This window comes from uncultured Roseobacter sp., assembly GCF_947495275.1.
Taxonomy (GTDB): Bacteria; Pseudomonadota; Alphaproteobacteria; order Rhodobacterales; family Rhodobacteraceae; genus Roseobacter.
This window is the reverse complement of record NZ_CANLYL010000028.1, coordinates 1-21,284: the sequence shown is the minus strand read 5'-3', so window position 1 is coordinate 21,284 and position 21,284 is coordinate 1. Positions and strand designations below refer to the sequence as shown.

The following is a 21,284-nucleotide window of genomic DNA, read 5'->3' as shown; positions in this document are numbered from 1 at the left end:
TTGGGTCTCTTAATGGCCATCTCTGGTCCTCCACTTTCCTAACTATAGGGGCGGACCACTTCAAAGGGGGAGGCTCAATCGTCAGCGTGTGATCGAAGGACTGCGCGCTGCCGGTTTAGACCACTGATAATATCCCAAATGTTGTATAGTTGTGCCCCACAACAGAAGCAGTCGCAGCGAAAGTCCGGTCTGGGGACGCTGCATCGCGGCGCTTGACGACATCGGCAGTGACCGCTTTGGGCTGGTTAGGCAATTCGTATTTCGGGTATTTGATCATTCTTGTCTCCTATCAAAACTTGAGTTTCAGTCAGAGCGTTTTAGCTGAAATCTGCAAATCGTTCCGCAACAGTTCACGCAACATTCCAGTAAATTTTGCGCCCGCGTAACCGGCTGCTCCATCAGGCGTGAGGTGCATCTGGGACGCTCCCTCCATCTCCTGGATTTCAAGGACAGTGTAGGGTCTTTGGTAAAGCCACTCGCGGTTCTCGACGGCAGTCAGATCAGGGTTCGGGGGATGCTCGTCAGTGAATGCGTAAAAGTGCAGCGTAAATCCGAACCCATGCACATGTTGCACGGAGAGTGGGGCCATTCCCCAATCCAAACAGCTTTTGTGGAGGGGGGCGATGTCGTGGGTTCTGAGCGTCAGCAGATTAAGGGAGGCTCCTCCTCCCAAACGAGAGGTGTCGTAACGCAGATCAGGTCGATTGCCTTTGAACCAATGCTCAATCAGTTCAATCGTAAAATCTTCGGGGTCCTGAAAGTGTGCCAGATACCCGATGTCCTGAAACTGACGGGCCGCGCCGACCTGCACGCCCTTGCGGCGCAACTGATCACAGGCCAGTTCGATATTGGGGACCGCGAGTGCAATTTTCCAATACACGTCCTGATTTGTTGGTTGATATGGTTTTTCCGCAAGCTCGAAAACCAGGCCCGCTTCTCTTTCCCCGTATCCAATCGTTCCGTCGTTGCGACCAACCATGCCCAGAACGTCGATGTAGAATCGTTGCTGCGCTTGGGGATCGCGGCAGCGCAACGTGATCTGATCAATTCTGGGCATGGTCTTGTTCCTTTCGCTGCGAAGGCGCTTATTGTGCGACCTCAAAATGGTCTTCGCGCAACAGCGCCGTTCCATCAGGCTGAAGCGCCCAGAGCTCTTTGGTGATAATGCCATGCGCGTTGTTCATGCGCCATTCGGCGGAGACCGTGGCAGTTTCCAGATCTCGAGCGACAACGGTTGTTGTATTGAAATAGACAACGTCGTCAAATCCGCCTTCGACAAGCTGTGTCCAGAATGCCTAGATGGCTTGGCAACGACCCGAGATATACTAAATCGCGCTGCTTCGCCTCTTTCCCTTTCCCCAACCTCACCGACGACCAGCGCACGCACCTTCGCGCGTTGGCTGAAGAGCTGGACGCGCACCGCAAGCGCCAGCAAGCCGCGCATCCCAAGCTGACCCTGACCCAGATGTACAACGTCCTCGAAAAACTCTGGTCTAGTGACACCATCGAAGGTAAGGACAAATATATATATGACCAAGGCTTGATCGGCATCCTGCGCGACCTCCACGACCAGATCGCCGCCGTGCGTGCAGCCCTGTCCGAAATGGGCGAAGCCACTCCCGAACAAATTGCTCGCCGCTTTCTGCGTGCAAGGTCAAGCACAGTCGAGCCGCTGTCGGAAAGCGTTGCAGCATGAGGTCAGGCTGATCGCAGCGACGATGGCCACTTTGCTGCGCAATTTGAGCATAGAGTGGTATTTTAATTTTAGCTGATTAAGTTATACTAATAAATCAACAGTTTATAAGAATAATAATGGTGATCCTTGGTCCGCCACTTAATCTCCTATAAAATGCGAGAGTTATTTTACTTTTCCGTCACAACATTGACCCAAATGCCTGTTGAACCCAGCTAGGCAAGGGCCGATCGTTTCATCTTAGCGGCTGATACGGCGATGAGATTTGTGTGATAGAGCTGTCTCAAAGCGCAACTTGGACAAATCAGACCTTGGGTTCGGGTGCTTATCGAAAGATCCAAGAATCTCATGGCTTCCGTATATCGAGCGCAGAGCAATTCTCACTTTTGATTATTGATAGATTCATTGGGTCTGGAAAAGATAGTTGGTTTTGGCAAGCTGTCGAATCTCCGGTTAGAGCCAGGACACCTAGATTAATCTGGGGCTATCCTTCCGCAGACTCAAGCTTCCAAGCGTCCAGTAACTTCGGGAGTGCAATCCCCCAATCCAAAACCCCGGTTTGGACTGCCCATGATAGGTACTGAGCTTTCAAATCCGCCTCAAGCTTGGGAGATGTGCCAGCCAGATTGTTCAACTCCGTACGGTCCACTTCCATATCGTATAGTTCCCAATCTTGCGAATATTGACGCACCAGTTTGAACTGCCCAAGGCGAATTGCTGCGTTTCCTTCATGTTCGAAGAAGATCGGTTGTTCGCGTTCCCATTCTTTTCCGCAAAGCAAGGAAAGTAAGGATTCACCTTGCATAGGCTGGATTTCGTGCCCTCCAACCTCGTTCTGATATGTACACCCTGTTGCCTCGAGGATGGTCGGCAAGATGTCCACGACGTGGCAAGCAGCGTGGGCAGAGGCGCGGGCCTTAAACCCTTTGGGCCAATGCGCGACAAGCGGCGTCGATATCCCGCCTTCGTGCACGTAATGCTTGAACAGCCGAAACGGCGCATTCGATACGTTGGCCCAAGGTTTGTCATAGCTTTGATAGGTCAGTGCATTACCGGGCATAACGTCGGGGCGATTACCCATCTCAATCTTGCGGCCGTCGGCGATCGTATCCGGGAAAAACTTGGCCCAACCATCTTCGGCCATGAATTCGGCACAACCGCCGTTATCAGACAGAAACAAGATCAGCGTGTTGTCGAACCTGTCCATGCGTTTGAGCTCGGCGATCAGACGGCCAATGGATTGATCCATCCGGTCCACCATTGCCGCATAGGTCGCCATTTTGCGGGCTTCCCAGTCGGTGTTCTTTTCCGCGGTCCAAGGGTGGACCTGCTCATCGCGCGGGGAAATATTCCAGTTGGTCTGGAACAACCCCATGGCCTTCATCGTCTCGTGGCGCGCGGTGCGTGTGGCGTCCCACCCGGCGTTATAAACACCGTCGTATCGGGCGATATCTTCTTCATGAGCATGCAGCGGCCAATGCGGGGCGGTATGCGCCAGATAGAGGAAGAACGGCTGATCGTCAGGTGTCTCTTCAATCATGCCGATGGCTTTGTCGGTGATTGCGTCGGTGAAGTAGAAATCATCGGGGAGGGTCTCAACCCGGCTATCATCTTCCAACATGTAATGCGGTGAAAAGAAATGCGTGACGCCATCGACAATGCCATAAAAACGGTCAAACCCGCGTTGGCGTGGCGTTGGGTGCTCCACATCGCCGACGCGCCAACTGTCGACCTCGCGGGCCATGAAATCCCCGGCCACATGCCACTTGCCTGACATCAGCGTTCGGTAGCCGTTAGCTCGCAGATGCTCCGCAATCGTTGCGCTATCGTTGCGCAAGAACCCTTGATATGCGGGCGTACCAAGATTGGCCCCCATGTGACCGACGCCTGCGTTGTGAGGATACAACCCAGTAAGCAACGACGCGCGGGTCGGGCAACATCTGGCGCAATTGTACATGGCCGACAACAAGGCGCCATCGCGAGCGAGCATATCAATATTAGGTGTCTTGATTTCGGAACCCGTAACGCCAAGATCCGCAAATCCCAAATCATCGGCGAGGATCAAGATGACGTTTGGCCGTTCGCTTTTTTCTGGCATCGTTTGATCTCCGGCAATGTCTGAAGAAGCGTAGGACTGCCCAAGTGCAATAACAACAATCTTCAATCACCAGAGCTGAAGGCTGCCATTTAGGTAGGTGTTTGGTGGGTTCACTTCGTCCGCACCTCGTGAGTTCAAACTGACCTAGATCTTGCACCAGCAGCGAACGGCGGCTTTGACAGGCCGCGCCGCAGCATTTTGACCCATCAGTGAAAGGCCGATTTGGGCCGCGTTGATTGAAAGCGGCTGACGTTGCAATCAGATGACGCGCTGCACATTAATGACTGTTTGCATATCCATTTCTTTGGGCGTCGCATTACTCAAGACAAAAGGTTCGAGCATTCGTTGGGCCGTCTGAAACAAAAAGTATCACATGAACCTCGACCTATTCTCGGATCGCTGCTGCGACGCGCGGTAGAGCGTTTGCGAACTCCTCTTCTTCCAGAAGCGTCCCGTTAAGAGTTAATGGGCTGAGTGATTTGCGCCTCATCGGCTTGCCCGTTCGCATCTGATAGGCGCTCAAAGGGATGTCTTGCAGTGCTATGTAGCCGTCGATGTTACCGCTGAATTGCGAAACGTCGAAATTATCAGGGTCTTCCATAACCCTCTCGAACATGGTGCGGCCCTGCAGGATGAGCCAACTTCGGAAGGCTTCGAACGCATCATCAGAGCACCCACCTTGCAGCAAATATGCCAAAGCCCAGAGATCGCTGCGAAAGGCGCGGCGATTCTGCTCGTGCAAGATTCCGTCAAATGCCTTGATCGCAGTCGGCTTGAAGCGCGCAAGCCTGGCGATCACCGTCTCAATTTGATCGATTTCGTGTGCCTCGTCGGGCGTGCTGATGACCTCCCAAAAGACTGTTATATCCATGGCGCGAGGGTCCGGTTTGCCCTCTGGCCGCTGCCGTTCCTCCGCCTCAACATCAGCGCGGATGGTGGCCAATCGCGCGCATTGCCCGTCGGTCGCTCCTGCCTTCTCAAACAATCCGCGCGCTACGTCTAACTTTGCCAGAAGCCCTGCCTTGAGTTCAGGAATACGTGCGATGTCCCGGCGATGTTCTGCTTCTTGTTGCTTGGCGCTGGCGGCCCAGTTGGATGCGTGCCTGAACCCGCGTCTACGTTCGTCAACCCAGTACCAATAGCCCCAACTCGCCTCAGAAATGGAGGCCCAACAACCGCGAATGACCCGCTGCCCCTGGCCTTCGGCGATGAGCCGATCAATCGCTGGCGGTCTGCCCTCTCCATCAGGGTCAAGAGAAATCTGGGCATATTGGGTTTCAATCTCAGCATAGAGCCCTTGCGCGAAATAGTTGTCCTCAAGCTTGGCCGCAGCAGGGGGGATACATGCGAATGAACTGGCAACCTCCAAGGTAAGCCGGTCTGCGTGATACAGGTTCGAGACATGTTCATGCAGTCGTTCCAAATCTTTGGCCAAACTGTCATAGCGTGGACGAAACACCTCATTTTTGATTAGCTCTATATTTTCGTACACGTCCGATTGACCTTCTGCTGCAAAGGCAACCATCGCCCCAAAATTGTAAAAGCACAACGGGCTCTGTTCCTGCTAAACAGGCATTGGACCCAGAAGACTAGATGACAGGTTTGTCCGTATTGTGAATTCGAACTCGTCTGGATTTTGCACCGGAAGCGAATGGCCGGCTCGGTCAAGCTGCACTGCGGTGCGATCTGACACGATGAATGGCTGACTAGGGCCGTTACGACGAGGTCGAGGCCGTGAATTGGCATATACTGGGCCGCGTCCAAGATCGGCTTCGGGCCCAAAGTTTCGGATGCTGCGGCCTGCGCGAAGAACCCGTAATGCACCAAACGGCGTGATTGACAAGCTCCGGGCGGCCCAATCGTGCGCCTTGGGCGCATGACTTGTCGCGGCAGACATTCGCGGCGTTTAAGACGCTAATGTCTCAGCGAAGTCACGGATCGAAAGACATTGTCGTCATCTGGTATCTGCGCCTCAATTGCGTTTGTAGATAGCATTTGCATAACAAGAGCTTTGAAGCTGAAGCGCTTCGTGGCTTCCAGCGTTAATGTTGGCGAATACACATTCTTTGTGTTTTGCTCAGATCATCCTGATCAGGGCGATGGTCCTTCGGGAGATCTCTCTCACTCCGACGATCTGAGGTACCCGCGTCGCTCAACCTCAGGAAATGCGTCGCCGCGTCGCACATAGGTCGTGTTCTGAGCCAAAGGGCGAGGCATGAAATCCCAGATTTCCTCGCGTCCCGTGCTGAGTGCCCGGTCAATTAGTTTTCGGTTGATCTGTGATTGGATCACATCGTCGAGCAGAGTATCAAGCGGCCATGTGTTTTCTGCCAATGCGGTCAGGTCACCCTCGGCCGGGTGGCCTTGATCAGCCAGATTGGCCAGTTCCAGTGGATCTGCGGCGAGATCAAAAAGCTGCGCCGGATAGGCGCGCGACAATGTCAGTTTCATGTTGTCCTTTCGCACACATACGCGCGGTGCGGACGTCCCCCCGTCGATGTGCTCTACGAACACGGGCGCATTATGCGATTTCCCACGCACGGCCGGCATCAGATCATGCCCGTCCAACGGGGTCTTGATTTCGGAATGTGGGATGCCGGCGATTGCAAGCAGCGTCGGGAATACATCCAGCAATGACACGGGCGCGCTTATGCGAGACGGCGGGATGTCGGGGTGCGATATAATCAGCGGCACCTTAATCGCGGGATCGAAGAGCGTCTTTTTGAACCACATGCCGCGCTCACCAATCATGTCGCCGTGGTCGGAAGCAAATAGGATCACCGTGTCATCGGCAAATCCACTGTCGCGGAGGGACTGTATGAGGGACCCGAACAGATCATCGACATAGGAGATCATGCCGTAATACCCGCGTCGTGCATTGCCGTAATCCTGATCGGTCAGATCGCATTTGTCCTGTCCGTAATGGTAGTATAGCGACCGGCTGTGTGGGTCTCGGTCTTCCACGGGAATGAACGGAACCCGGGGGGCATCCAACCCCTCGTCCTCGTAGCGATCCCAGCATTCTTGCGTGGCCATGTAGGGATCATGCGGGTGGGTCAGCGAGACTGTCATCATAAATGGCCGCCTGTCATCCGATCGCGCCCGCGCAAACAATTCACGCCTAGCGTGGTGGATTACGTCTTCATCATAGTCGATCTGCATCGAACGTGCGACGGGACCCGCGTCCCTGACGGTGTCGATGGTGGAGACACCAAAAGTATATGCGCGCTCTTCGTCATTGTTGTAATCGCGGAAATCAGCGTCCGGTGTCCATGACATATCGGCGGGGTAGATTTCGGTGGTTAGACGCTCTTCGAAACCGTGATATTGGTCCGGTCCAACAAAGTGCATCTTGCCCGCGATACAGGTGTAATAGCCCGCCGCGCGTAGGTAGTGGGCGAAGGTGGGCGTCGATGCGGTGAATTCTGCGCCGTTGTCATATGCCCCAATGCGCGATGGTATACGCCCTGACATCATGCCGAACCGAGATGGCGCACAAAGTGGGTAGGGACAATAGGCGTTTTCGAACACAGCGCCGCGTGCAGCCAGCGCATCTATATTGGGGGTCTTGCAAACCGTGCCCCCATAGGCATTCAGGACGAAGGACGTCAGCTGATCGACCATGAAAAGTAGGATGTTGGGCTGTCTCATGTCAGCGCGAAACCTCTTCCTTGATCAAGGCCTTATAGAGAGTCTGGATGCGCTTGGTCATGGGGCGCTCATCGGAGCCGATGGGTTTGCCATCAATTGCGGCGACCGGGGTCTGCGCGCCGAAGGTGCCTGTCAAAAACGCTTCATTCGCGCCATAGGCCTCGTAGAGCGAGTAGTTCTTTTCAAAGACCGGAATGTCATTTGTACGACACAGATCAATCACTTTCTGACGGGTGACGCCGTTCATGCAGTAGTCCCCCGTCGACGTCCAAACCTCTCCACGGCGCACGATGAAAAAGTTGCAGGCGTTGGTTGTGTTAACAAAACCATATGGGTCCAGCATTAGCGCCTCATCCGCGCCTGCCTGTTCGGCCTGAAGGCAGGCGATGACGCAATTTAGTTTTGAATGACTGTTGTACTTTGCATCCTGAGCCATCGGCAGGCCGCGGACCTGAGGCACGGTGGCAAGCCGGATGCCCTTTGATTGGAGGGTTTCAACTGGCTTGGAATGCTCCATGATGATCACAAGCGTTGGACCGCTTTGGCTAAGTCCCGGATGTTGGAACGGCTTGGTTTTGACCCCACGCGTAAGCATCAGGCGGCAATGCACGTCCGTTGTCATGCTGTTGGCCTCTGCGGTTTTGCGCATGGCTTCGGCGATTCCCGCCTTGTCCATGCCAACGTCTAAAGAGACGGATTTGCAGGAATTGAAAAAGCGGTCCATATGTTCATCAAAGAAGGCCCAAGTACCGTCATAAAGGCGCATACCCTCCCACATGCCGTCGCCCAGCATAAAACCACTGTCATAGACCGATACTTTGGCCTCGTCGCGATGAACGATGTCGCCGTTCACGTAAATCTTGATGTTGCGGTTGCGGTCATCATCGGTAGCGGTATGGGTGCTGTGACTGGTGTCTTTTGTCATATTGTTCCTGCGCTTTCGACGATGGCAAAGGCGATCATCAGGTCCAGATGCGCCCCGCCACCGTTCTTGAAAATTGTGATGTCGGATGGGGCCGTGCGCCCCGGTTTGCCTTCTGCAAGATCATAAAGATCCGCGAGAATATCGCCGGGTGAGATCACGCCGGCTGCCAGCGGCATTTTTAATTCGCCAATGTGATCGAGGGTTGTGTCGCGGCTGTCCACGAACAGGCGTGCGCGCTTGAGTGCTGTGTCGTCCACCTCGCGCATGTCCGCGCGGAAGGCACCGATCAGGTCGAGATGGGTGCCGGGTTGCAACCAATCGCCCAGCACCACCGGTGCACGCGCCATGGTGGCGGTGGCCACGATGTCAGCCTCTGGTACTGCGGCCTTTAGGTCTTGGATGGCCGTAACGGGAACGCTGCTGCTTGATAGCTTTTTCGCAAGTACCTCAGCGTTGTGCGGCGTGCGGTTCCAGATTTCGATCTGCTCAAGTCCCGGGAAGATCACCGGATAGGCCGCAGCTAGCGTTTCAGCGACGCTGCCTGCGCCTACGATCAGCAGGCGGCGGCAGTCGGGTCGTGCCAGCAGTTTTGCGCCCAACAGGGAATCGGCCACGGTTTTGAGGTTGGTCACCACCGCGCTGTCGAGCGTCGCCATGTGACGTCCGGTGGCATCGTCAAAGATCAGCATGGCACCCTGGATTGTTGGCATTTCGCGGGCCGCATTTTCAGGCACCACCGTCACGGATTTCACGCCGGATCCCATGCCCGGGATGCGCGCGGCCCGGCTGAGCAATGTGCGCTCTGGTGGACCAAGAAATACATCGGCAATCTCGGCACGATGCGCTTTGTGTCCGGCCTCTAGGGCGGCAACCAGCCGGGTCCAGTCTGGCCTGGATGGAAGGTCAGACTGTGTTAGAAACGGTGGGGCAGTCACGATTTGACGGCTTTCATGAACTCCTGCGTGATTGGATGTTTGGGGGCTGTGAACATCTGTTCGGGATCGCCTTGTTCGACGATTGCACCGTCTGCCATCAGGATCACCTTGTCCGCCACCGCGCGGGCAAAGCCCATTTCATGCGTCACGCAGATGATGGTCATGTTACCACGTGTCAGTTCCTGCATGACGTCCAGCACTTCGGCGATCATTTCAGGATCAAGCGCCGAGGTCGGTTCGTCAAACAACATGATGTCGGGGTTCAGAGACAGAGACCGTGCAAGTGCGACGCGCTGTTGCTGACCGCCAGAGATCTGATCGGGGAATTTCTGCGCGTGCTCACCCACTTGCATGCGGTCGAGTTGTGCCATGGCCACTTCGGTCGCCTCGGCGCGGGGGCGCCCTATGCCGCGTATTTGTGGCAGAACGCAGTTTTCCACAATGGTCAGATGGGGAAACAGGTTGAAGTTCTGAAATACCATGCCGACGCGCTTGCGCACCGCTTCAAGTTCGCGCTCATCGTCACCAACAGTATGGCCCAGCACGGACAACGTGCCACCCGCATAGGTCTCCAACCCGTTCACACAGCGGATCAAGGTTGATTTACCGCTGCCAGAGGGGCCGCAGACAACCAGTGTCTCACCATATTCAACGTCCAGCGACACGTCGCGCAGCGCGTGGTGGTCCCCGTAGTACTTGTTCAGTTTTCCAAACGAGATTGCGTGTTCAGCCATGACCAAGCCTCATGCGAGTTTCAAGCCATGCGCCATATCGCGACAGGCCAAAGACAAAGATGAAATAGATGAAGGCGAGGAAGAGATAGACCTCGACGTATTGCTGGCCCCATTCACCGGTGCCCACAACCGCATTACCTGATGCCATGACCTCGAAAAATCCGATGATCGTCACGATGGAGGTTTCCTTGAACGTGATTACCGCCTGATTGATGGTGGAGGGCAGGGTGTTGCGGAAAGCTTGCGGCAGTTGGATGTCGACCACCTGTGACCAGAACGGCATGTTCAGTGATACTGCAGCCTCCACCTGGCCATCGGGGATGGATTGCAGGCCCGCGCGAATGATCTCTGCCTGATAGGCGGCAAAGAACAGCGAGAAGCCTATGATCACCCGACCCAGTTTGTCCCCCTGCAACCAGTCCGGCAGCACTAGCGGCACCACAACGGCCGCTGCAAACAGGATCGTCAGTAGTGGCAGGGAGCGGAAGACGTCGATAAAGATGCCCGTTACCCTGGCGATCACCGGCAGGGAGGAGCGGCGCGCAAAGGCGAGGATCACCGCCAGCGGCATGCCGAGGACAAAAACCGCCGAGAAGATGAAGATCGTCAGCGACAGCCCGCCCCATTGCTCGGTTGTCACCAGGGGAAGGCCCGCAAACCCGCCGCGCATCAACAGCACGAAGGTGCCGAAACCGACAATCCAGAGGATCGGCAAACGCCAGACGGTCCAGAACAAGGGCACACAGGACAGGATCATCGTGGCGATAACCGCCAGACAAGCCAGCGTTGAGCGCCAGTGTTCCTCATAGGGGTAGAGGCCAAACAGGATCAGCCGGTGGCGGTCCTGGATCACGGCCCAGCAGGCACCCACGCCGTGGCCACAGGCATCCCGGTTTTCTACCGTCCAGATTGCATCGCGCAGGCCCCATGTCCAGATGCCGCTGACCACCCAGAAAATCAGGGCCAGAAAGATCAGCGACAGGATCGCGTCGTACCACGTGGAAAAGAAGTGCTTGCGCAGCCACGCGCCCACGCCGGTTTGCGTGGCGGGAGGGGGAAGAGCCGCTATTGCCATGGTCAGTTCCTCCCCTTGAGCTTTAGGCGCTCGTTCAGCACGTTCATGCCAAAGCCGATCGAATAGTTAATGATCACAAAACCGATCATCAGCAGGGCCAGCAGTTCAAGCGTCTGGCCGCTTTGGTTGATCGAGGTGGAGACGACAGCGAAGTAGTCGGGATAGCCGATCACGATGCCCACCGTTGTGCCCTTCATCAGCCAGACGTATTGATTGGACAGCGCTGGCAACATCGCGCGGAAGGCCAGTGGGATACGAATAAGGCGGTTGATCTGCGGGTTGGACAGACCCAGGGCGGCGCCCGCTTCAAGCTTGCCCCTGTCCACTGATAGAAGACCGCCGCGGATGATCTCCCCGATGTAGGAGGCCCCAAACAGCACCAGGCCGATCAGCAAAGCGGTAAATTCGGGTTTGAGGGTGAAGCCACCCACAAAGCGTAGGCCCTTGAGTTCAGGCACAGAGATCAGCGGCATATCGGGTGCGCGGCCTGTCAGTATCAGAACAAAGAACAGGCCCGCAAAGGCCGCGATGCAGCCTAGGAACCTTTGGCGCAAGGAAAACTGCAGGGCCAGTGTACGAAACGCAACAGCCAAAGCCACAGCGCCAATCGCCAGCAGGATCACGTCCCAGGCGCTGAGGGCGGGAGCGGGTAGTGTCAGCCCCCGGTTGGAGAAAAAGGCGATGTTCCCAAAGTTGATCGCATTGCGCGGGCTGGGTGTGTGGGTCAGCAAGGCGTACCAGAACAGCACCTGCAAGATTACGGGGACGTTGCGGAAAAGTTCAATATAGGTGCCGCCGACAATCTTCATCGGTGTGTTCGTGGAGACGCGCATAAGCGCGATGATCAGGCCCAGCAGGCTGGCCAGCACCAGTGTCAGCAGCCCCACCGCAAGCGTGTTGAGGATACCTGCAAACAACATTCGCGTGTAGGTCGACCGGGGGCCAATGTCGATCACGGAAAAGCTGAGGGTCCAGCCGGTTGTCTGTTCCAGAAAACCAAAGCCCGTGGCCATGCCCTGTGAGAGGATGTTCGTCCGACCCACCACAGCGGCTGCGATGATCAGGCCGACAAGCAATACTAGAAACCCGGTTTGTATCGCACCGCGCTTGAATGCGCGCGATCGAAGAAGTGCCGACATGACGTATCCCCCGTGGAAGTTTGCGGGGCGTGCTGTCGCGCGCGCCCCGCGTTGGTAAGGCTTAATCGAGCACGAGCGGGTACATCACGCCGCCATTACTCCACAGGTTGTTGAGGCCACGTGGAAGCTGATAGCGTGAGTCCTTGCCGATGGTCCGGTCATAAAGCTCGCCGTAGTTGCCGACGGTTTTGATTACGTTGTAGGCCCAGTCATCGGACAGGCCCAGACGCGCGCCGACACCGGGCGTGGCACCCAGCATACGCTCGACAGTGGCGGATGGCGGGTTGGCTTTCATCTCATCAACGTTGGCCATAGTGATGCCTTCCTGCTCGGCCAGCAACAGCACGGTGACCATCCAGTTGATCACGTCCAACAATGCGTCTTCGCCTTCGCGCACCACAATCCCTTCAGGCTCCAGCGCCATCACATCCTCAAGGATGACAAAGGCATCCGGGTCAGGTGCTTCGACACGGGTGGCGGACAGGAAGGGGCCAAAGCCCGGCACCGCATCGCAGCGCTCGTTATAAATGGCGCCGCGCAGTTCCTCAGGCTTTTCAAAGGCGAGGATTTCATATTCCAGCCCGCGCGTGTCCATGTAATCGACCAGAATGCGCTCAACCGTGGTGCCGGCCTGTGCACAGAACACTCCGCCTGCCAGATCCTCAATTGAGGTCGCACCAAGGTCCTTGCGGGTCATCGTATAGAATGGCCCGACAAAGTAGGGGCGCGAATAGCTTAGACCCAGTTCCGTGTCGCGTGTCATGGTCCAGCCTGTGACCTTGATGATCACGTCGATGTCGCCTGATTGCAGGGAAGGGAAACGCTGAGCCCAGCTGACAGGGATGATTTGCAGCTTGTCGGGGCTGCCGGTGATGGCTGTGGCCAGCGCCTTGCACATCTCGATGTCAAAGCCCTGCCAGGCGCCTTGTGCGTCCACTTCGGCAAAGCCGAGGTAAGAGCCGTTGTGGCCAGTGCACAGCAGGCTGTCGCGTTCCTTGATCGCGCCCAGCACACCCTCGTCCTGCGCATATGCGCCGATGGCCCCGGTCAGGGTAACCGCAGAGGCGGCTATTATTGTTTTGAGTTTGGATGTCATATCATTCTCCGTTGGTTTTCGTTGTTTATTAGGCGTCCGCATCTTCTGGGGATGCGTTGGCGGTATCAAAGGCCAGCTCGACCTCGTTATTGGGTAAGGAAATGCCGATGCCTGGTGTGGTTGGCAGGGTCATCATCTTTTCAAAGCCAGAGCTGGGCCATGGCAGATGGTTAAAGAAGACCTGATGCAGATGATGGTATTCCACATGGGCCACGCAATCTTCGGCGGCAGCGAACTGACATGCTGCCATAAGGGCGACGGCTGTGGAGGACACCTCAAGTGACAGGCGTGCATTGCTGGGGCGTACCAGATCGGCAAGTTCGGACAGGCGTGAAAACCCGCCGCATGCTATTGGCGCGGTTTGCAAGAAGGCAACGGCGCGGTCTTCGATCAGCTTGGTGTGCACCTCGCGGCGGTACTCCGCCTCGGTGGCCATGACTGGTACGCCCGCGCGTACCAGCCGCGCCATGCCCGCAATGTCATCAGCCCGTGTAGGCGATTGAAAGGCCTCTATCCGTTCGGACGGAAGGGTCTCAAACATCTGCAATGCTTCGTCTGGCGCCAGGCTGTAAACCGCATCGATCACCAGCCGCGTCTTTTCGGGTAGAGCAGACAGGACGTGCAAGACCCGTGAAACGTCGTCGCTCAGATCCATGCCCCCGACCTTCATCTTGACGACGGGAAACCCCGCTTGTGCCATATCCGAAAGCTCGGCTCCAAGTTCTGAGAGCCCTTTGTTCTTGCCATAAAGACCGCCGCTTGCATAAAGCGGCGCCTTCCCTGACCCTGCTGCATTCAATAGTTTCCAAATCGGCTTGCCCAGTGTCTGCGCGCGCAGGTCGTGAACAGCAATGTCCAACCCTGACAGTGCCGAGGCGAGGACACCGTGCCGTGCTGTCAGGGTCGCGCGCTTGATCAAGTCAGCGGAAATTTCTTCAAGATCAAAGAGATTCCGGCCCAAAAAGGCGGGTATCACTTCAGTCCTGAGAAAGGCACAAAGCGTGTCCGGTGCAGCATCGAAGCACCAACATTCGCCAAGGCCCACACGACCTTGATCATCTATGATTTCGACAAATACGGCATATTTTTTTGTCCACCGGATCGCCGGATTCCAGAACTTACCGCTTAGATCATTGCAATGGATGCAGATGCGTATGTCTGCGATCACGTTCATCCCGCAACTTTTCGGGGGATGCGAGGCAACTGACCTGCGGCGACCTCGATCGAAAATTCATCGTCGGCCTCGTAGCGCAACGCTTTCAAGAAGCGGTCATGGAACTGGAAGGTGTGTTCATGTGCGACCTGATCGGCGGCGGTGACATCCTGAGCTTCGATGGCATCAATGAAATCACTATGCTGATCGGCCAACTTGTCTTCGCTTTGGGTTGCTTCAAGAAAGCGGATGTGAATGTGCAGCAATCTGCGCGCTTCTGACAGAAGTTGGCCATAGTGCCGCGCCACATAGGGATTGCGTCCGATTTCGCCGATGGCTTTGTGAAAGTCGTAGTTGGATTGCAAAATCCCAAAGCGGTCACGGTCTTGCACGGCCGCGCTGTAGGCAGCTGCCAGCTCTCGGAGCCGGATCAGATCGGCTGCGGTTCTGAAACGCGCTGCCAGCCGGGTCGCGTAGCGTTGTTGCAGATCGAGGGCTTCAATAAAGTTCGAGAAGTTTTTCAGGTCGATGGGTGCGACGATTGCACCGCGATTGGGTACGGTTTCGACAAGTCCTTCAGCGGACAGGCGGCTAAGCACTTCGCGAATGGGAGAGCGGGACACGTTGAAGCGATTGGACAGGTTGGTTTCGTCGAGAGGGGCGCCGGGTTCGATTTCCAGCGTCAGGATTTCACGTCGAATGACCTGGCAGATTTCGCTTGTCGCAGTGCCGCGCTGAAATTTGGTGGCCATTCGCAGGTGCCTTTCACTAATTTGTCGACATATTGCATGCAGAATACTATTTTGTCGACAATAAGTATTCAAGATTTGAGGGCGTGCCATCTATCCAGCTACAATCGCAGAGAGGAAAAGTGGTTCACTTGCCGCGTCTCATGAAGGCGGCAACTTCCTTTTTGGTCGTCTCGATGTGGTGGCGCAAATGCAGGACAGCTGCGGCAGCATCGCCAGCCTCGCAGGCCGACAGGATTTCATTATGCTCATGCATCGTACGTTCCAATCTGCTGGCCTCGGTCACAAGCAGCCGCAGATGTTGCCCCAGCTTTTGTTGCAAATCGTCGATCAACCCAAGCAATTGGGGGTTGTCGCAAGGCTCGTAGAGCATGTCGTGAAACTGCGCGTTTATGGCGCTGGATCGCGCGATATCTGTCGTGCTTGCATATTCATCAAGAAGGGTCCGCATTGCGCTCAGATCGGATGCGATCATGTTGTCGACCGCCAACTCCAAGGCGCGACACTCCAATGCAAGGCGGATGTCGATCAATTGCAAAATTTCCACTTCCGAGAAATGCCGGACGCGCGCGCCTTTGTTTTTTTCAAAAACAACAAGCCCTTCAACCTCAAGGCGCCGCAGAGCTTCGCGAACCGGAATCTTGCTGACGCCGTGGTCCCGGGCAATGTCATCTTGCCGCAATGGCAAACCCGACTTTAACCGACCCGAAAGGATATCGCTTTTGAGACCGGCATAGATCGGATCACCGGCGCTGCTTTTGGTATGGTTATCGTTGATTATCGCGCTCATATCGGATTTTATTATCTGGTATCGTATACGATTCGGTCAAGTGCGATCTTGCGCGCGTGAAATCCAAAACTGCCAATGCAGCCCAAAAAAACATTCCAGTACCAAACCGGGACCTCATCTATGCCACCAAACACAGAGATGCATATCGCCATCATTGGCGCAGGAATCATCGGCATTTCGACAGCCTATTACCTTGCCAAGAACCACAACCTCTCCAAGGTCACCCTGATCGACAGAGAGCAGCCGATGTCGTTTACCTCTGCGCAATCGGGTGAGAATTACCGCAACTGGTGGCCGCACCCCTCAATGGTCGCCTTCACCAATCGGAGCATTGATTTGCTGGAGGATATCGCGCGCGAAAGTGGCAATCGGATCAACATGAACCGACGCGGTTATGCGTTGGCATCGCGCCGCACGGAAATTGACGATCTTGTGCAACAACTGCATGACGGTCTGGGCCACACGGCGGATCGGCTGATCCGCTACCACAGTTCAGGCGACACCGACCGCTATCAGCCATCCCTCGCACCGGATTGGGAAACGGCTCCTATCGGGGTGGATATCTTGCAGGATCAACCTCTAATCCGATCGGCATTTCCGTCTTATGAGAGGGACATCCAGACAGTCATTCATATCAGACGTGGTGGAGATATCAGCAGTCAACAATTGGGCATGCATATGCTTGGGGCCCTCAGGGGTGACAGATTTGAGCGCCTCACGGGATCGGTTGAGAGTATCACCCAAGCGGATGGTTTCACGCTTGAGATAGCCGCTGCTGATGGCACACGCACCCTGCGGGCTGACAAGATCGTCAATGCTGCGGGTCCATTCGCCGGTCGCATTGCCAATATGCTGGGGATCGAATTGCCAATCTACAATACTTTTCAGCAAAAAATAGCTTTTGAAGACCACAAAAAGGCCGTCCTACGCGAGCTGCCATTTTCAATCGACCTTGACGGGCAAAAGATCGACTGGTCTGACGAGGACCGGGAAATGTTGCAGGCAGACCCGGATTTCAAATGGCTGACGGATGACATGCCTGGCGCGATTCACTGCCGGCCTGATGGTGGCGATCACGGCACTTGGGTCAAACTCGGCTGGGCATATAACGAAACCGCTGCTGAGGCGACCTGGGAACCACCGCTGGATGACAATTTTCCCGAGATCGTATTGCGCGGTGCCGCGCGGCTGAACCCGGCACTGAAGGCCTACTACGGGCGGCTTCCGCGCAAAATGCACCACTACGGCGGCTGGTACACGATGACCGAGGAAAACTGGCCCTTGATCGGATCAATGGGTGTTGAGGGTGCGTTCATGAACTGTGCGCATTCCGGTTTTGGCACCATGGCCGCTTGCGCGGGCGGTGAGTTGGCTGCAGCCTGGGTGATGGGGGCAAAGAGGCCGGCCTACAGCGATGACTTTTCGCTGGACCGCTACAACAATGCCAAGTTGATGAAAACGCTCCATGAGAGTGCAAAGGGAGTGCTTTGATGGGGATCAAGAAATCGAGTTTGTTCTTGTCGGTGCAGGTTGGATGGGGCAGCCAATGCTGACTGGATGATCTCGCAACTTGGGCGACAATCATGAGTACCGCGTTGTGGATCCCATGGCACCGAGGCGCTGGCACGTCTGCCTGCAGGTGTGAACCCAAACTGGCGCACGCGACGTTATTACTCGCGACTGTGAAATTCTCGGCAGCTGGCGGTTCGTAGATTACGATCACAAGGACGAATATTCGAGTGGACGGTTCGAGTTCATCTTGACCGGGGAAGATGTTGTGAAGTTGGCTAAGGATTTTGCGATGCTCGATGTCCGGACCAGCCGCGGGATTGCGTTATACAGGCATTGCGCAGATAATTTCAGGCGTGATGGCTCGGCAATACGATCGGCGGGAAAAGCAGTTTCTGAAGACGGCTCATGAGCTGAAATCTTTGCTGTCGCTGTCTTGACAAAAAAATCGTTTCGCGCCTCGAGAACGATCTTGATCTCGGTTTAGACATCGATCTTTTTTATGGTGCTAGGATCGCCGAGATTTGCGATCTGGCAATGGATACTTCATCGCGCCACTCGATGAGCTTCGCGAATACATTGAGCCAAGCTGGTTTCAAGATCGTGCACCAGATCAAGTCAGGGCGCGTGATCAGGGTTTGTTTTTGGCATTGCAGCCTCCTTCCACTGAAACCCCCAGATCCGCCATGTGCATGCTTTTTCGCAGGACAGGCACCTGAGGGGCGTACCTCCGTTATTTCAACGGGTGGCTGCAGAATTCGCTGAGCTTTTGTCCGTCGTGTTAGGGTGCCCGATAACTTGGGTTTGTGACTTTCCAGGGGCGATTTCAAAAGCAAGCTCTCGACTTTTGGGGCAAAACAATGGCGCAGGATCAGCAAGAGCTGGTGAGCTTGTTGGGAAGTTCCATGACCCGTTCAGGAAGCAGGATCCCGTAAGCCCTGATCACGTCATCCGCACGATTGAACTATTTTCAAGAAAGAGCGACACAAACTACGCCGCAATAGCCCCATTGCTTCATCGACTTGCAGAGGCACAAAGAACACTTGGCAGGTTTGCGAAAGAGGACCGTATTCTGGATCTGGCAATCATCTTCGAACGCTACTTTCTAGAAGAAAAAACCTACAAGAAGGAACTCAGTCTCAATATCTCGAAGCTCTTAGGCCAAACTACTGAAGAGAGCGCTCAGATAAGTGAAGGCATCGAGCACTTTTACAAAGTCCGTAACGCCATCGCCCATCGGGGCAAGAAGGAAGGCGATTCAGATTTGTTGCTAGAAATCGACCTGGCGCTTGAAAATGGCTTCCGGTTCGCAAGGACATTGCCCCTGAATGCCATTTGTGAAATCAGCGCGGCACTGAGTGTTCAGCCTATCGCGGATGTCTGCCTTCGCTGGCTGCTGGCAGCAGCGTAGCGTCACGCTGGATGTTGGAAATGGACCGTCAACCTCAAGGCCCATATAGGCATTGGGGTCTCGCTTCTGTTGCTTGACTTCAAAGACTGGCTTACTCAGAGCGCGACCAAATGGAAAACGCATATGTCAAAAAACAGCTGGAAGATTGCCGTCATCCCGGGCGACGGGATCGGGAAAGAGACCACACCTGAAGGTATTCGTGTTCTGGAGGCTGCCGCGAAACGGTTCGATCTCGGGTTTGATTTTACCGATCACGACTTTGCCTCCGCCGACTATTACGCAACGCACGGGAAAATGCTTCCAGATGATTGGAAAGATCATTTGAGTGGAAGTGATGCTCTGTTCTTTGGGGCCGTTGGGTGGCCTGAAGTGGTGCCGGACCACATCTCGCTTTGGGGGTCGCTGATCCAGTTTCGGCGGGAGTTCGATCAATATGTAAGCCTGCGCCCTGCGCGCGCTATGCCTGGTGTTCCCCTCCCACTGGCGGGGCGCGCGCCCGGTGACATCGACATGATGATCGTGCGCGAGAACACCGAAGGTGAGTATTCTTCGATTGGCGGCAAGATGTTCCCCGGCACGGACCGGGAGATTGTGCTGCAGGAAACCGTCATGAGCCGTGTTGGCGTCGACCGCATCCTGAAGTACGCATTTGATCTGGCGGCCAAACGCGGCAAGCATCTGACATCGGCCACCAAATCCAACGGGATCTCGATTACGATGCCCTATTGGGACGAGCGGGTCGCGGAGATGGCTTTGAATTACCCCGACATCAAGGTCGATAAGTACCACATCGATATTCTGACGGCGCAATTTGTGCTGCATCCGGACTGGTTCGATGTTGTGGTCGCCTCCAACCTGTTTGGCGACATCCTGTCCGACCTCGGCCCCGCCTGCACTGGCACAATCGGCATTGCGCCGTCGGGGAACATCAACCCGGAAGGGAAATTCCCCTCCTTGTTTGAACCGGTTCATGGGTCTGCGCCTGATATCGCAGGACAAGGGATCGCCAACCCGGTCGGGCAGATCTGGGCCGCGGCGATGATGCTGGAACATCTGGGGGCCGGGGAGGCCAGCACGTCCATTGTTGCCGCTATTGAACGGGTGTTGTCGGAGCAAGCCCTGCGCACACCTGACCTGGGCGGATCAGCCGACACCAAAACCTGCGGCGCGGCCATTGCGGACGCCGTGCTGGAAGGCCCCTAAGTGGTCGCCTCTGCTTTCCTTGAGGGTTTTGACGTCCAAAGGGTGGAGTTGCCTGAACTCACCATTAACTACGCAAGTGCAGGGACGGGACCGCCAATTCTGCTGTTACACGGCCACCCGCAAACCCATGTGGTCTGGCGCAAGGTTGCCCCACGCCTTGTGGAAGCAGAGTACCGCGTGATTGCCCCTGATCTCAGGGGCTATGGCGACAGCGACAAGCCGACAAGTGACCCATCGCATTTCCCCTATTCCAAACGTGTGATGGCGCGCGACCAGATCGCCTTGATGAAACATCTGGGCCACGAGACGTTTTCGGTTGTTGGCCATGATCGCGGTGGTCGGGTGGCGCATCGCCTTGCGCTCGATTTTCCTGATGCGGTCGAGCGGCTAATCGTACTTGATATTGCCCCGACGCAAACAATGTATGCGCAAACCAATCAAGAATTCGCAACGCGTTATTTCTGGTGGTTTTTCTTGATCCAGCCAGATGGGCTGCCCGAGAAGATGATCGCCTCAGATCCAGAGTATTTCCTGCGCAGGCATATCGCGGGCCAAGTGAAGATCGAAGGGTCTGTGGACGAGGTCGCGATTGCCGAATACCTGCGCAGCTACAGTGACCCGGCCACGCTCCATGCGATTTGCGAAGACTACCGCGCGGCTGCGAGCATTGATCTGGAGCACGACCGCGAGGATCAGACCAGGCGCATCAATGCGCCGCTGATGGCTATATGGGGGGCGCAAAGCGTTGTCGGCGAGCTTTACGACGTCAAGGCGACCTGGCAGGAAAAGGCAACCCGCGTCTTGGGTGTTGCTCTGCCATGTGGACATGCCCTTCCTGAGGAAGCACCAGCAGAATTAACCCGGCATATTCTTGGATTTCTGACGGGCTAAAGCAATGTCGCGTATGCTACTGAATGCCGCTTTGAATATTGAGGCCAGTGAAGCCTAATTTTGTCTGCTTGTGTGAGTTCGGCCATTGAGGAATTGTGCGCCTGCGGCGAATGTCCGGTCTGACGGGCCGCAGAGCAGCATCTTAGTAGTCTGGCGAACGGCCTGTGTGGATGGCTCCTGCATTGCAAGAGATTTCTGTGATTGCGATGGTCTGTCAGTACAGTCGTGTGTC

At 55.6% G+C, this 21,284-nt stretch carries 19 protein-coding genes; 5 read left to right on the top strand and 14 right to left on the bottom strand.

Annotated elements, in window-relative coordinates; all coding sequences use genetic code 11:
• Nucleotides 1–115 precede the first annotated feature (115 nt).
• Together Q0802_RS23850 and Q0802_RS23845 are read right to left on the bottom strand one after the other, a co-directional pair.
• Complete coding sequence (locus Q0802_RS23850; RefSeq protein ID WP_298922468.1) at nt 116–277, bottom strand: hypothetical protein; 162 nt, start codon at nt 275–277, stop codon at nt 116–118.
• Nucleotides 278–307: 30 nt separating this feature from the next.
• The gene (locus Q0802_RS23845; RefSeq protein WP_298922467.1) at nt 308–1,057 is read right to left on the bottom strand and encodes a VOC family protein; all 750 of its coding nucleotides are present in this window, start codon (nt 1,055–1,057) and stop codon (nt 308–310) included.
• Nucleotides 1,058–1,291: 234 nt separating this feature from the next.
• On the opposite strand from Q0802_RS23845, the gene Q0802_RS23840 reads away from it, so the two are divergent.
• Complete coding sequence (locus tag Q0802_RS23840) at nt 1,292–1,696, top strand: hypothetical protein (RefSeq protein WP_298922466.1); 405 nt, start codon at nt 1,292–1,294, stop codon at nt 1,694–1,696.
• A 481-nt stretch (nt 1,697–2,177) separates the two neighbouring features.
• Here Q0802_RS23840 and Q0802_RS23835 read toward each other — a convergent pair whose 3' ends face one another.
• From Q0802_RS23835 to Q0802_RS23780, 12 genes are all read right to left on the bottom strand, one after another.
• Nucleotides 2,178–3,791, bottom strand: coding sequence for an arylsulfatase (locus tag Q0802_RS23835; protein WP_298922465.1), 1,614 nt, complete (start codon nt 3,789–3,791; stop codon nt 2,178–2,180).
• 385 nt (nt 3,792–4,176) lie between these two features.
• The gene (locus Q0802_RS23830) at nt 4,177–5,283 is read right to left on the bottom strand and encodes a DUF4240 domain-containing protein (RefSeq protein ID WP_298922463.1); all 1,107 of its coding nucleotides are present in this window, start codon (nt 5,281–5,283) and stop codon (nt 4,177–4,179) included.
• Between the two features lie 629 nt (nt 5,284–5,912).
• Nucleotides 5,913–7,442, bottom strand: a complete 1,530-nt coding sequence (betC, locus tag Q0802_RS23825; protein ID WP_298922461.1) for a choline-sulfatase — start codon at nt 7,440–7,442, stop codon at nt 5,913–5,915.
• A 1-nt stretch (nt 7,443) separates the two neighbouring features.
• Nucleotides 7,444–8,367: an aminotransferase class IV gene (locus Q0802_RS23820; protein ID WP_298922460.1), complete on the bottom strand. Its 924-nt coding sequence runs from the start codon at nt 8,365–8,367 to the stop codon at nt 7,444–7,446.
• Nucleotides 8,364–9,302 carry an ornithine cyclodeaminase gene (locus Q0802_RS23815; protein WP_298922459.1) on the bottom strand — a complete coding sequence of 313 codons (939 nt, stop codon included), beginning with the start codon at nt 9,300–9,302 and terminating at the stop codon, nt 8,364–8,366. Before Q0802_RS23815 ends, Q0802_RS23820 begins: the two co-directional genes overlap by 4 nt.
• Nucleotides 9,299–10,036 carry an amino acid ABC transporter ATP-binding protein gene (locus tag Q0802_RS23810; protein ID WP_298922458.1) on the bottom strand — a complete coding sequence of 246 codons (738 nt, stop codon included), beginning with the start codon at nt 10,034–10,036 and terminating at the stop codon, nt 9,299–9,301. The genes Q0802_RS23815 and Q0802_RS23810 overlap by 4 nt, the downstream gene beginning before the upstream one ends.
• Complete coding sequence (locus Q0802_RS23805; protein WP_298922457.1) at nt 10,029–11,111, bottom strand: amino acid ABC transporter permease; 1,083 nt, start codon at nt 11,109–11,111, stop codon at nt 10,029–10,031. The genes Q0802_RS23810 and Q0802_RS23805 overlap by 8 nt, the downstream gene beginning before the upstream one ends.
• A 2-nt stretch (nt 11,112–11,113) precedes the next feature.
• Nucleotides 11,114–12,250: an ABC transporter permease subunit gene (locus tag Q0802_RS23800; protein ID WP_298922455.1), complete on the bottom strand. Its 1,137-nt coding sequence runs from the start codon at nt 12,248–12,250 to the stop codon at nt 11,114–11,116.
• Nucleotides 12,251–12,311: 61 nt separating this feature from the next.
• The gene (locus tag Q0802_RS23795; protein WP_298922453.1) at nt 12,312–13,346 is read right to left on the bottom strand and encodes a transporter substrate-binding domain-containing protein; all 1,035 of its coding nucleotides are present in this window, start codon (nt 13,344–13,346) and stop codon (nt 12,312–12,314) included.
• Between the two features lie 28 nt (nt 13,347–13,374).
• Nucleotides 13,375–14,520 (bottom strand): mandelate racemase/muconate lactonizing enzyme family protein, encoded by a 1,146-nt coding sequence (locus tag Q0802_RS23790; protein WP_298922451.1) that lies wholly within the window; start codon nt 14,518–14,520, stop codon nt 13,375–13,377.
• A complete protein-coding gene (locus Q0802_RS23785) occupies nt 14,517–15,251 on the bottom strand; it encodes a GntR family transcriptional regulator (protein ID WP_298922450.1) in 735 nt (244 codons plus the stop codon). Before Q0802_RS23785 ends, Q0802_RS23790 begins: the two co-directional genes overlap by 4 nt.
• A 124-nt stretch (nt 15,252–15,375) precedes the next feature.
• A complete protein-coding gene (locus Q0802_RS23780) occupies nt 15,376–16,038 on the bottom strand; it encodes a GntR family transcriptional regulator (protein WP_298922448.1) in 663 nt (220 codons plus the stop codon).
• A 120-nt stretch (nt 16,039–16,158) separates the two neighbouring features.
• Between Q0802_RS23780 and Q0802_RS23775 the strand changes: the two genes are divergently transcribed.
• The 4 genes from Q0802_RS23775 to Q0802_RS23760 all read left to right on the top strand — a co-directional run bounded on the left by Q0802_RS23775 (nt 16,159) and on the right by Q0802_RS23760 (nt 21,052).
• Nucleotides 16,159–17,529: an FAD-binding oxidoreductase gene (locus Q0802_RS23775; protein WP_298922447.1), complete on the top strand. Its 1,371-nt coding sequence runs from the start codon at nt 16,159–16,161 to the stop codon at nt 17,527–17,529.
• A gap of 706 nt (nt 17,530–18,235) precedes the next feature.
• Nucleotides 18,236–18,958 carry a HEPN domain-containing protein gene (locus tag Q0802_RS23770; RefSeq protein WP_298922445.1) on the top strand — a complete coding sequence of 241 codons (723 nt, stop codon included), beginning with the start codon at nt 18,236–18,238 and terminating at the stop codon, nt 18,956–18,958.
• 123 nt (nt 18,959–19,081) lie between these two features.
• Nucleotides 19,082–20,161 carry a tartrate dehydrogenase gene (locus tag Q0802_RS23765; RefSeq protein WP_298922444.1) on the top strand — a complete coding sequence of 360 codons (1,080 nt, stop codon included), beginning with the start codon at nt 19,082–19,084 and terminating at the stop codon, nt 20,159–20,161.
• Nucleotides 20,162–21,052, top strand: coding sequence for an alpha/beta hydrolase (locus tag Q0802_RS23760; protein WP_298922443.1), 891 nt, complete (start codon nt 20,162–20,164; stop codon nt 21,050–21,052).
• Nucleotides 21,053–21,284: the final 232 nt, after the last annotated feature.

What these genes read in the sequence shown, in the direction of transcription:
- Q0802_RS23850 (WP_298922468.1), bottom strand. Translation starts at nt 277, where the DNA reads ATGATCAAATACCCGAAATACGAATTGCCTAACCAGCCCAAAGCGGTC.
- Q0802_RS23845 (WP_298922467.1), bottom strand. Translation starts at nt 1,057, where the DNA reads ATGCCCAGAATTGATCAGATCACGTTGCGCTGCCGCGATCCCCAAGCG.
- Q0802_RS23840 (WP_298922466.1), top strand. Translation starts at nt 1,292, where the DNA reads ATGCCTAGATGGCTTGGCAACGACCCGAGATATACTAAATCGCGCTGC.
- Q0802_RS23835 (WP_298922465.1), bottom strand. Translation starts at nt 3,791, where the DNA reads ATGCCAGAAAAAAGCGAACGGCCAAACGTCATCTTGATCCTCGCCGAT.
- betC (WP_298922461.1), bottom strand. Translation starts at nt 7,442, where the DNA reads ATGAGACAGCCCAACATCCTACTTTTCATGGTCGATCAGCTGACGTCC.
- Q0802_RS23820 (WP_298922460.1), bottom strand. Translation starts at nt 8,367, where the DNA reads ATGACAAAAGACACCAGTCACAGCACCCATACCGCTACCGATGATGAC.
- Q0802_RS23810 (WP_298922458.1), bottom strand. Translation starts at nt 10,036, where the DNA reads ATGGCTGAACACGCAATCTCGTTTGGAAAACTGAACAAGTACTACGGG.
- Q0802_RS23805 (WP_298922457.1), bottom strand. Translation starts at nt 11,111, where the DNA reads ATGGCAATAGCGGCTCTTCCCCCTCCCGCCACGCAAACCGGCGTGGGC.
- Q0802_RS23800 (WP_298922455.1), bottom strand. Translation starts at nt 12,250, where the DNA reads ATGTCGGCACTTCTTCGATCGCGCGCATTCAAGCGCGGTGCGATACAA.
- Q0802_RS23795 (WP_298922453.1), bottom strand. Translation starts at nt 13,346, where the DNA reads ATGACATCCAAACTCAAAACAATAATAGCCGCCTCTGCGGTTACCCTG.
- Q0802_RS23790 (WP_298922451.1), bottom strand. Translation starts at nt 14,520, where the DNA reads ATGAACGTGATCGCAGACATACGCATCTGCATCCATTGCAATGATCTA.
- Q0802_RS23785 (WP_298922450.1), bottom strand. Translation starts at nt 15,251, where the DNA reads ATGGCCACCAAATTTCAGCGCGGCACTGCGACAAGCGAAATCTGCCAG.
- Q0802_RS23780 (WP_298922448.1), bottom strand. Translation starts at nt 16,038, where the DNA reads ATGAGCGCGATAATCAACGATAACCATACCAAAAGCAGCGCCGGTGAT.
- Q0802_RS23775 (WP_298922447.1), top strand. Translation starts at nt 16,159, where the DNA reads ATGCCACCAAACACAGAGATGCATATCGCCATCATTGGCGCAGGAATC.
- Q0802_RS23765 (WP_298922444.1), top strand. Translation starts at nt 19,082, where the DNA reads ATGTCAAAAAACAGCTGGAAGATTGCCGTCATCCCGGGCGACGGGATC.